Genomic DNA, 10,885 nt, shown 5'->3' with positions numbered 1-10,885 from the left:
TCCTTGACCAGCTCGGCCCCGATCTTCTCCCACGGGTCCTCGAGCTCGATCTCCTTGGCGATCGACACACCATCGTTGGTGATGGTGGGCGCGCCCCACTTCTTCTCCAGCACCACGTTGCGGCCCTTGGGGCCGAGCGTCACCTTGACGGCGTCGGCGAGGGTGTTCATGCCGCGCTCGAGCCCGCGGCGCGCCTCCTCGTCGAACGCGATCATCTTCGCCATGGGGGTGTAGTCCTCCGATAGGGATGACCCGAAAGTCTCGTGTCGAGCGCGCGCCCGCGACGGACGATCGACAACCCTGCGCCGATCTCACCCGCCCGACGATTGGCACTCTACAGTCCCGAGTGCCAGTCCGGTTCTAGCACTCGGTGCATACGAGTGCAAGGCGACCGGCCCGGGGCCCACCCGGTGGAAAACGGGTCGGGGGGACCGGCCGGAGCCGGTCCCCCCGAACACACCGTGGAGCTCGCCGACCTATCCGATCCGACGGACGGCGTCGGCCTGGCTGCGGCCGTCGCGGCCCGCCGTCGTCTCGAACTCGACTCGGTCGCCCTCGTCCAGGGTGCGGAAACCCTCAGCCTGGATCGCGCTGTAGTGGACGAAGACGTCCGGCCCGCCATCGGTGGCGATGAAGCCGAAGCCCTTCTCCGCGTTGAACCACTTGACCGTGCCCTGGGCCACGGCACCTCCATGTTGCAGTACTGCGGTAACGCAGTGGTGCTACTGACCGCGCCGACGCTACCCCAGATCGCTGCCGCCGTCCGGGATCGCGCCGCGCGGTCCGGCAGGATTGCCGTCGTGGTGAGCTCCCCCAGAACGGTCGACGAGCACCGCGCGGTCGTGGCCGCGCTCCTGGACCCGATGCCCGCGGAGGACGTCCCGGTGGTGCACGCGCGGGGGCGGGTGCTCGCCGCCGACGTCGTGGCCGGCGTCGCGCTGCCCTCGTTCGACAACTCGGCGATGGACGGCTACGCGGTGCGGGCCGCGGACTGCACCGACGCGCCCGTCGAGCTGCCGGTGGAGGCCGACATCCCCGCCGGGCGCACGGACGTCCCCCCGCTGCGGCCCGGCACCGCCCACCGGATCATGACCGGCGCCCTGGTGCCGCCGGGCGCGGACGCCGTCGTCCCCGTCGAGCAGACCGACGGCGGCCTCGACCGCGTGCGCGTGTCGGTCGCCCCCGCGCCGGGCGCGCACGTCCGGCGCGCGGGCGAGGACGTGCGCGAGGGCGACGTCGTGCTGAGGGCGGGCACGGTGCTCGGCGCCCCGCAGATCGGCGTGGCCGCCGCCGTCGGCCGGGAGACCCTGCCGGTCCGGCGCAGGCCGCGGGTGCTCGTGCTGTCCACCGGGTCGGAGCTCGTCGCCCCGGGCAGGCCGCTGCGACCGGGACAGATCTACGAGTCGAACGGGCCGATGCTCGCCGCCGCGGTGGAGGACGCGGGCGGCTGCGCGGAGCTGCTGCGGTTCGTCCCCGACGACGTCGAGCAGTTCCTCGGCCGGCTCCGCGAGCGGGTCTCGGACGCGCCCGTGGACCTCCTGCTCACCTCGGGCGGGGTGAGCGCGGGCGCCTACGAGGTGGTCAAGGATGCCTTCCGCGAGCGCGGCGTCGAGTTCGTCAAGGTGGCGATGCAGCCCGGCGGGCCCCAGGGCGCGGGCCGCGTCGACGAGCTCGGCGGCATCGGCGTCGTCACCCTGCCCGGCAACCCGGTGAGCTCGCACGTGTCGTTCGAGGTGTTCGTCCGGCCCGCGCTGCGGTCGGCGCTCGGCCACCCGCACCCCGAGCGCCCGGTCGTCACGGCGACGCTGGGTGAGCGCTGGCGCTCGCCCGCCGGGCGCAGGCAGTTCCGGCGCGGGGTCCTCGACGCGTCGAACGGCACCGTGCGCGAGGTCGGCGGCCCGGCGTCGCACCTGCTCGGCTCGCTCGCCAGGGCCGAGTGCCTCGTCGTCGTGCCTGAGGACGTCACGGAGCTCTCGGAGGGGTCTGCGGTGGAGACGTGGTTGCTCGATGGGTGACCGGACCAGTAGATTGTGGTGGGGATCACAGTTGGAGCGGGCAACGATCGCAGCTTCCGGAGCGTCTTAAGGGTGAGCGTTCGGCCGATCGGTGCACATCGCAGGGTTCGGGGCCCTGCGACCTGGACGATCGAACGGAGGCTCGGGGATAATCCGGAGGTGGATCGGGTAACCGACCCACAACGCGAAGGACCTACCGCCCGTCGCTGGGGAGCGGACGAGCGGTTCCACGGCCGGGGTCGTCGTCTCGGGGGATGGCGGCCCCGGCCCTTTGCGTTCCACGGGCCCTCACACGGCGATGTGGCGGAACGTGACCACAGCGCCGGGCGGCAGCCTTCCCTGGCGTACCGTAGCCGCCGCCACCGCGGCCCGAGGGGGTCGCCACGCCGGAGGAGCCGATCCGCTTCCATGCACGACCCGACGCCGCCTGTCGACGCCGCGGCGCCCCGCGAGCCCACGGGAGCGCAGCGGGGGCGACCGGGCCCAGGCTTGTCGCTTCCCCACGTCGCCCGGCTGGTCCGGGACGCGATCCCACCCATGCACCCGGGTGGGCGCCCGCTCGTCGCCGCGGTCGCGGGCGCCGCCACCGCCGTGCGGCTCGCCACCGGGCGGGGCACGGCCGCGGGTCTCGCCGCCACCGCCGCCACGGCGCTGTTCTTCCGCAACCCGCGCCGGGTGCGCCCCCCGCTCACCGGGGTCGCGCTCTCGGCTGCCGACGGCACGGTGGCAGGCGTCTCCGACGTGCTGCCACCCCCCGAGCTCGACCTCCCGCGCGAACCGGCAACCCGGGTCAGCGTGTTCCTGTCCGTGCTCGACGTGCACGTGCAGCGCGTGCCCGTCGACGGGCGCGTGCTCGACGTCGCCTACCGGCCCGGCACCTTCCTGTCCGCCGACCTCGACAAGGCCAGCGAGGACAACGAGCGCAACGCCGTGCTGTTCGAGACCACCGACGGCACGCGCATCGGCGTCGTCCAGATCGCCGGGCTGCTCGCCCGCCGCATCGTCTGCGACATCGCCCCCGGCGACGAGGTCGCCGCGGGGGAGACGTTCGGGCTGATCCGCTTCGGATCGCGCGTCGACGTCTACCTCCCACCCGGATCACGGGTCGCGGTGGCACCGGGGCAGCGCACGATCGGCGGTGAGACGGTGCTGGCCGAACTCCCCAGGAGCGTCAGATGACCGCCCCCAAGAACCGCGCAGGCGTGCGGCTGCTGCCCAACGCCGTCACCGTCCTCGCGCTGTGCTCCGGGCTCTCCGCCGTGTACTTCGCGCTCGGGGGCCGGTTCGAGCTGTCGGTGGCCGCGGTCGGCGCCGCGGCGCTGTGCGACGCGCTCGACGGCAGGCTCGCCCGCCTCCTCGACGCCACCACCCGCATCGGAGCCGAGCTCGACTCGCTCGCCGACCTCGTCTCGTTCGGCGTCGCGCCCGCGCTCGTCCTCTACATATGGCAGCTCGAGGGCAACCGGTACGGCTGGGTCGTCGCGCTGGTGTTCGCCGTGTGCATGATGCTGCGGCTCGCCCGCTTCAACACCCTCCTCGACTCCGACGACGAGTTCCCGTTCACGCGGGAGTTCTTCGTCGGCGTGCCCGCCCCCGCCGCGGCGATGTCGGCGGGCATCCCGCTCTACGCCACGCTCCACTTCGGACCGGGCTGGTGGTCGGCGGCCCCGCTCGTGGCCGGGTGGGCGCTCGTCGTCGCGGCCCTCATGGTGAGCCGGCTGCCCACGCTGTCGTTCAAGGCCGTGCGGGTGTCGCCGAACTACATCGCCCCGCTGCTCGTGCTCGTCGCGATCGCCGCGGCCGTGCTCATCACGGTGCCGTTCCTCGGGCTGGGCATCGTCGCGCTGGTCTACCTGTGCTCGATCCCCTACACCGTGCACCGCCACCGGTGGCTCAGGAAGCACCCCGAGGCGTGGGGCGTGCCGGTCAGGGAGCGGCGCCGGATCGCGCGCGCGGCCCGCTCCGCCCGCCGCCTCGGGCTCCGCTCGCCGCTGCGCCACCGGGTGGCGGGGCGCGCGAGCGCCGTCGCCCGCGCCGTGCGCCGGTTCGGCGACGACCCCGCAGGTGTCATGCAGCGCGCGACCCGCAGCGGCAACGGCTGGGGCGGCGGGCGCGGCAACGGGCGGGGGCCCGGCCCGGCGGCCCAGCCGTCGCGCAACCGCCTCCGCCTCGGACTGCGCGGCGCCCGGCGCCGCTGAGCTACGGCCGCCGCTGCCGCCCGCGGTCCGCGGCGTCCGGCCCGGCCTCGCCGTCGGGGGCCGGGGGCACCTGCCGGTCGCGTGCCCGGATGATCCGTCCGACGAGCACGCCGACGACGGCGGCGACAGCGATCCACACCACCGCCACGACGACGATCCAACCGACTGTGTTGATGGCCGCTCCTGTGGTCGCGGACATCGCCAGTGTCCTCCCCGCACCCGCCCCCTGCACGGAGGAGCCGGGCGCTCCGCCCGATCAGCCGACGTCGGGCACTGCGGGTCCCAGCAGGTCGTCGGCGTCGACGATCCGATAGGCGTAACCCTGCTCGGCGAGGAACCGCTGACGGTGCGCTGCGTAGTCGGTGTCGAGGGTGTCGCGCGACACCACCGAGTAGAAGTGGGCCTGGCGGCCGTCGGCCTTGGGCCGCAGCAGCCTGCCCAGCCGCTGCGCCTCCTCCTGCCGCGACCCGAACGTGCCGGAGACCTGGATGGCGACGCTGGCCTCGGGCAGGTCGATCGAGAAGTTGGCCACCTTGCTCACCACGAGCACCGGCAGCTCGCCCCGGCGGAAGGCGTCGAACAGCTCCTCCCGCTCGCGGTTCTTCGTCGAGCCCTGGATGACGGGTGCGTCGAGCACCGCGCCCAGCTCCTCCAGCTGCTCGAGGTAGGCGCCGATGACGAGCGCGGGCTCACCGGGGTGGCGGTCGAGGATGCCCTTGACGACGGCGATCTTCGTGTGCGCCGTGGACGCCACCCGGTAGCGCTCCTCGGCCTCGGCGACCGCGTAGCCCATGCGCTCGTTGTCGGTGAGCGTGACGCGCACCTCCGTGCACTCGGCGGGCGCGATCCAGCCCTGCTGCTCGATGTCGCGCCACGGCGCGTCGTAGCGCTTCGGGCCGATGAGGGAGAAGACGTCGCCCTCGCGCCCGTCCTCGCGCACGAGGGTGGCGGTGAGGCCGAGGCGGCGGCGCGACTGCAGGTCGGCGGTCATGCGGAAGACCGGGGCGGGGAGCAGGTGCACCTCGTCGTAGATGATGAGGCCCCAGTCGCGCGAGTCGAACAGCTCGAGGTGCTTGTACTGGCCCTTGCTCTTGCGCGTGATCACCTGGTACGTGGCGATCGTGACCGGGCGGATCTCCTTGCGCTCGCCGGAGTACTCGCCGATCTCGTCCTCGGTGAGGCTGGTGCGCGCCACGAGCTCGCGCTTCCACTGCCTGCCCGCCACCGTGTTGGTGACGAGGATGAGCGTGGTGGCCTGGGCCTTCGCCATCGCGGCCGCGCCCACGAGGGTCTTGCCCGCCCCGCAGGGCAGCACGACGACGCCGGAGCCGCCGGCCCAGAACCCCTCGACGGCCTCGTGCTGGTAGCCGCGCAGCTTCCAGCCGTCCTCGACCAGCGAGATCGGGTGCGCCTCCCCGTCGACGTAGCCCGCGACGTCCTCCGCCGGCCACCCGATCTTGAGCAGCGCCTGCTTGAGGTGGCCGCGCTCGGACGGGTGCACGACGACGGTGTCCTCGTCGATGCGCTCGCCGAGCATCGGGGCGATCTTCTTCTGCCGGAGCACCTCCTCCAGCACGGCCCGGTCCAGCGCCACCATGACCAGCCCGTGCACGGGGGAGTTGGTGAGCTGCAGGCGGCCGTAGCGGCCCATGGTGTCGACGACGTCGACGAGCAGCGGCTGGGGCACGGCGTAGCGCGAGTAGCGGACGAGCGCGTCGACCACCTGCTCGGCGTCGTGGCCCGCGGCGCGCGCGTTCCAGAGCGCGAGCGGGGTGACCCGGTAGGTGTGGACGTGCTCGGGGGCGCGTTCGAGCTCGGCGAACGGGGCGATGGCGGCCCGCGCGGCGGGGGCGTCCGGGTGGTCGACCTCGAGCAGCAGCGTCTTGTCGGACTGGACGATCAGCGGCCCGTCGGTCATGATCCGTGGTACTCCTTGCAGGCGAATGGTGCCCCGAGAGACGCTACCCAGCGTGATGCGTACGTCCGTTCGGGGGAACGAATCGGCGATGGCCACCTCGACGAATGGGGGCCTCCTGAGCTCGGGCTATACTTCCCGGGCTCTGTCCGAGAGCGCACGAACGCCACCGCGATCATACCGGGTCCGGGAGGTCAACGCCCTTCCCCAGAGGGCGCGTGTCGGATCGGAGCGCGCACGAAAGCGAGCCGGAACACCCGACCGGTTCGCCCCCGACCGAAGGCGCGACGGATCGTCCCGATGCTCAAGCCCCCCGGGCAAGACACCCGAACACGGCCACCCACCGCCCACAGGGCGCTGTTCGTCCGGCCCGCACTCGCGGAGAGTGGCGCACACGTGCCAGAGTGCGGCCGATCGTCGCCGGCAATCCTCAGGGGGACGTTGACGTGACCAGCACCGAGGCCAGGCAGGCCTGGTCCGAGCGGCTGAACCCGCGAAACTGGACGCTGACGGTCAAACTGGTGGTGGTCGGGATAGTTCCCGCCCTGCTCGCACTGGTCCTCGGCGTCCTGCGCGTCTCCGACCAGGCGAGCGCGGCGGCCGAGCTCGGGCAGAGCACCCAGCTGCTCGAGGTGCAGCAACGGGTCGCGAGCACCGCGGACGCGCTGCGCCAGGAGCGCGACGAGGCCACCCTCTACGTGGCGGCCGGGCGCCAGGGCGACACCGGCGTCCTGGAGATCGGCTTCAACCAGAGCGAGGCCGAGGCCGAGGAGATGCTCGCCGCGCTGGAGAGCGCGGAGGAGCTCGAGCCCACCAGCCTCTCGGCCATGGCCCAGGCCGAGGGCCAGATCGGCCAGCTGCAGAACCTGCGCGCCGACGTCACCGACAACCCCGCCATCGGCTACCGGCAGATCCTCGACCGCTACACCGAGGTGATCACGAGCCTCGACGTCCTCGACCGCGCCCTGCTCCGCGAGGTGCGCACCCCGGGGACCGCGGGTCTCGCCGACGCCCTCACCGCGGTCAACGCCGCAGGTGAGCAGCTCGCGGTGCAGCACACGATCCTCGGCGCCGCCATCCGCGCGGGCAGCCTGCCGCCCGCCGACGCCACCGAGATCGCCACCGACAGCGACCTCGAAGCGGCGTTCCGCGACTACCAGGCCGCCCTCACGGCCGAGCAGCTGGTCCGCTTCGGCAACTTCCTCGACGACGCCGCCAACGCCCAGCGCGAGCGGCTCCAGGCGGCGATCCTCGCGACGCCGCCGGACCAGCCGATCGCCGTGCCGTCGTACGAGTGGGACACCGCCTACAACGGCTCCCGCGCCGCCGTCGAGCGCTCCGGCGACCTGCTGCGCAACGAGCTGGCGGCGGTGAGCGTCGCGGCCGAGGAGCAGGCCAGCAACCTCGCCGGTGTCAACGCGGTCGTGCTGATGCTGGGTCTGCTGGCCGGCATCGCGGTCGCGGTGCTGCTGGCCCGCGCCCTGATCCGGTCGCTGCGGATCCTGCGCTCCTCCGCCCTCGACGTCGCCGAGCGGCGGCTGCCGGAGGCGGTCGAGCGCATGCGCGCCGGGCACACCCCGGACGTCGCCGTCGACCCGGTGCCGCTCGTCGGCCGCGACGAGGTCGGCCAGGTGGCCCGCGCGTTCGACGCGGTGCACGGGCAGGCCGTCCGCCTGGCGGCCGAGCAGGCCGCCCTCCAGGCGGGGGTCAGCGCGATGTTCGTCAACCTGTCCCGCCGCAGCCAGGCGCTGGTCGAGCGCCAGCTGCAGCTGATCGAGCAGCTGGAGAGCAACGAGCAGGACGCCGACCAGCTGGCGAACCTGTTCCAGCTCGACCACCTCGCCACCCGCATGCGGCGCAACAGCGAGAACCTGCTGGTCCTCGCGGGCACCGACCTGGCCAAGCGCAACATCGCGCCGGTGCCGATGGTCGACGTGCTGCGCGCCGCGGTGTCGGAGGTCGAGTCCTACCAGCGCATCGTGGTGCAGACGCCGCCCAACGCCACGGTCGCCGGGCGCGCGGCGTCCGACATCGTCCACCTGCTCGCCGAGCTGCTGGACAACGCCACGAACTTCTCCCCGCCCGACTCGCAGGTGGTCATGAGCACCGCTCGGTCCTCCGACGGGTCGATCGTCGTGGAGATCGTCGACCAGGGCGTCGGCATGGCCGAGCACGAGCTGGCCGACGCCAACCAGCGCCTCGGCGGGCCGTCGTCGGTCGACGTGTCCGCGTCGCGGCGCATGGGTCTGTTCGTGGTCGGTCGCCTCGCGGCCCGCCACGGCATCGGGGTTCGCCTGAGCTCCTCGGAGGGGCAGGGGTCGGGGCTCACCGCCTCCGTGACCGTCCCCGCGCACCTCATCCCGTCGATCGAGCCGGTCGAGGTGAGCCGCACGGCGAGCCTCCCGCTCGTCACCGGCGGGCGCGCCGCGGTGCCGCCGCAGCGCGGTGTCAATGGTTCTGCGATGAGCGGTGGGATTTCTGCGCTGATCGCCGGCACGGACGGCACCGCCAACCCGACGGGTGTCTTCGACGCGCCGGTGGGCGGCGACGGGCAGTTGTTCACCCCGCCGCCCGGCCAGGCCGCGGGCGGCCCACCGCCCTCGTCGCTGCCGAGCAGGCGTCCGGGTTCCACGCTGCGGCCCGGTGGCCCGCCCGGGCCGCCGGACGGCGGCGACCGCGGTGGCGTCGACCCCGACGAGCAGGCGCGCGAGGTCGCCGCGCAGGCCCGCCGCGACCAGGAGGAGGCGGCGGCGCGCGCAGCGGCGGCCCGCGGGGAGGACCAGACGGCCGCGCCCGCCGACGCCTTCGAGCGCCGCAACGGCCACGCCGTCGACTTCGCCGGTGGCGTGGACCAGCAGAAGGGCGCGGACCGGAAGGACGCCGACACCGACCGGGACGGGCAGACGGGCCAGCAGGCCAACGGCCAGGTCGTGCAGCCCGGCACCCCGTCCACCGTCTCCGGCCTCCCCCGCCGCACCCCGGGGCGGGCACCGGGTTCGTCCCAGCCGCCCGCCGACCAGGCTCCGGCACAGCCCGCCCAGCAGCAGTCCGCCCAGCAGCAGTCCGCCCAGCCGGAGCCGGCCCAGCAGGAGCCGGCCCGGCCGACGGACGCGAAGGCCGAGCAGGCCGGGGCGGACACCGCCCAGCCGCCCCGTCCCGCGCCGTCGCCCCGCCCGGCCAAGGCCGAGCAGCGCACGGCGGAGCAGGACGAGGCGGAGCAGCCCGGGGCCGCGGCGTCGGCGGTGTCGCCGCCGACGATGCCGATGCCGGCGGTGCGCCGCACCCCGCAGGATTCCCAGCCGCAGTCGGCAAAGCAGCAGTCGGCAAAGCAGCAGTCGGCCCAGCAGCAGCCGACCCAGCAGCCGGCGCAGCAGCCCGAGGCCGAGCCCGCCCAGGCGCAGCAGCCCGCGGCGCAGGAGCAGGCAGCACCGGCCAAGCCCGCGGCGGAGGAGCCCGCGCGGCAGCAGGCGGACGACCAGCAGCCCGCCGCCGCGCAGGGCCCCACCCCGCAGCCGGCTCCCCGGCCCACCCCGCGGCCCACGCCGCGCCCGTCGCCGCAGGCGGCGGGGCAGGCCGAGGAGCAGCAAACCCCTGCCGCCCAGCAGCAGGAGCCGAAGGCGTCCGACGCCGACACGCTGTTCGCACCGAACGTGCCGGTCATCTCCGAGCCGACCGCTCCCAGCGGCGTCGGCAGCCGCCCCACGGGCTTCGACCTCGGGGAGACCACGCCGATCTTCGAGGAGATCGCGTCGGCGTGGTTCCGCTCCAACCGGCCGATCCCGGTCAACTACGAGCAACAGAACGGCACGGCGAAGCCGCAGGCGGGTCAGGGGGCGCAGCAGCCCGCGGCGACCCCGCAGCCCACGCCCCGGCCCGCGCCGTCGCCGCGGCCCACGCCGCCGCCCACGACCGAGGTCCCGATCGCCTCGGCACCGGAGCCGCCGCAGCAGCCGCGCCCGGCTCCCGCCGAGCACGAGTTCGCGACCCCGGCCGACGAGGGGTGGCGGGCCGCCAGCGACGTGGTCTCCGAGCCGCCGGACGAGCTCACGGCGGCCGGCCTGCCCAAGCGCAGGCCGCGTGCGCGCCTGGTCCCCGGCAGTGCAGGATCGTCCGTGCTTGCACCGCCGGCGGGCGCCACGCGCAGTGCGGAGGCCATCCGCGGCAGGCTCGCGAGTTACCAGCAAGGGATTCGCCAGGGTCGCGAGACCAGGCTTCGCGCACAGCAGCACAACGGTGGTACGGGTCCCGCCAACGCGGGTGGTAATCACGACGAGGAGTCCTCATGACGGCGCCACAAGTCCAGCCGAGCCGGTTCGGATGGCTGGTCACGAACTTCGCGGAGCGAGTGCCGGGCGTGGCCCACGCGATCGTCGTGTCCGCGGACGGTCTGCTGCTCACCGCATCCGACCGGCTCCCGCGCGACCGGGCCGACCAGCTCGCCGCGGTGGCCTCGGGTCTGGTCAGCCTGACCCAGGGCGCGGCGCGCTGCTTCGACGCGGGCGGCGTGGTCCAGACGGTCGTCGAGATGGACCGCGGGATCGTGCTCCTGATGTCGATCAGCGACGGTTCCTGCCTCGCGGTGCTGGCGTCACCGAGCTGTGACATCGGCCTGATCGGATACGAGATGACGCTGCTGGTCGACCGCGTCGGCCAGCTGCTGACCCCCGAGCTGCGCGCCGAACTGCAGGGTTCGTTCGGCCGCTGATCGGTCGCCCGGTCCGCCACCTACCGCAGCCAGCGATCGGCAGGAAGCAGGT

At 74.0% G+C, this 10,885-nt stretch carries 9 protein-coding genes; 5 read left to right on the top strand and 4 right to left on the bottom strand.

Annotation, left to right across the window (positions count from 1 at the left end; all coding sequences use genetic code 11):
- Window positions 1-224, bottom strand: a 224-nt coding sequence (locus VKZ81_RS15035) for a TCP-1/cpn60 chaperonin family protein (protein WP_324242168.1), incomplete at its 3' end; no start/stop codon positions are given.
- A 252-nt stretch (window positions 225-476) separates the two neighbouring features.
- The gene (locus VKZ81_RS15030; RefSeq protein ID WP_324242167.1) at window positions 477-683 is read right to left on the bottom strand and encodes a cold-shock protein; all 207 of its coding nucleotides are present in this window, start codon (window positions 681-683) and stop codon (window positions 477-479) included.
- Window positions 684-803: 120 nt separating this feature from the next.
- Between VKZ81_RS15030 and moeA the strand changes: the two genes are divergently transcribed.
- The 3 genes from moeA to VKZ81_RS15015 all read left to right on the top strand — a co-directional run bounded on the left by moeA (window position 804) and on the right by VKZ81_RS15015 (window position 4,213).
- Window positions 804-2,015, top strand: a complete 1,212-nt coding sequence (gene moeA / locus VKZ81_RS15025) for a molybdopterin molybdotransferase MoeA (RefSeq protein ID WP_324242166.1) — start codon at window positions 804-806, stop codon at window positions 2,013-2,015.
- Between the two features lie 408 nt (window positions 2,016-2,423).
- Window positions 2,424-3,194 (top strand): phosphatidylserine decarboxylase, encoded by a 771-nt coding sequence (locus VKZ81_RS15020; RefSeq protein WP_414709383.1) that lies wholly within the window; start codon window positions 2,424-2,426, stop codon window positions 3,192-3,194.
- Complete coding sequence (locus tag VKZ81_RS15015) at window positions 3,191-4,213, top strand: CDP-alcohol phosphatidyltransferase family protein (RefSeq protein ID WP_324242164.1); 1,023 nt, start codon at window positions 3,191-3,193, stop codon at window positions 4,211-4,213. Before VKZ81_RS15020 ends, VKZ81_RS15015 begins: the two co-directional genes overlap by 4 nt.
- Window position 4,214: 1 nt before the next feature.
- Here the strand turns inward: VKZ81_RS15015 and VKZ81_RS15010 are convergent, their stop codons facing one another.
- Window positions 4,215-4,412, bottom strand: coding sequence for a hypothetical protein (locus tag VKZ81_RS15010; protein WP_324242163.1), 198 nt, complete (start codon window positions 4,410-4,412; stop codon window positions 4,215-4,217).
- Window positions 4,413-4,469: 57 nt separating this feature from the next.
- On the bottom strand, window positions 4,470-6,131 hold the full coding sequence (locus VKZ81_RS15005) for a DNA repair helicase XPB (RefSeq protein ID WP_324242162.1): 1,662 nt from the start codon (window positions 6,129-6,131) through the stop codon (window positions 4,470-4,472).
- 443 nt (window positions 6,132-6,574) lie between these two features.
- Between VKZ81_RS15005 and VKZ81_RS15000 the strand changes: the two genes are divergently transcribed.
- Together VKZ81_RS15000 and VKZ81_RS14995 are read left to right on the top strand one after the other, a co-directional pair.
- Window positions 6,575-10,414, top strand: coding sequence for a sensor histidine kinase (locus VKZ81_RS15000; RefSeq protein ID WP_324242161.1), 3,840 nt, complete (start codon window positions 6,575-6,577; stop codon window positions 10,412-10,414).
- Complete coding sequence (locus tag VKZ81_RS14995) at window positions 10,411-10,833, top strand: roadblock/LC7 domain-containing protein (RefSeq protein ID WP_324242160.1); 423 nt, start codon at window positions 10,411-10,413, stop codon at window positions 10,831-10,833. Before VKZ81_RS15000 ends, VKZ81_RS14995 begins: the two co-directional genes overlap by 4 nt.
- The last annotated feature ends 52 nt before the right edge of the window (window positions 10,834-10,885 follow it).

The sequence above is a fragment of the Pseudonocardia sp. genome (assembly GCF_035305885.1).
GTDB lineage: Bacteria > Actinomycetota > Actinomycetes > Mycobacteriales > Pseudonocardiaceae > Pseudonocardia.
Note: the sequence above shows the minus strand (reverse complement) of the source record. Positions and strands in the feature narration are given on the sequence as shown.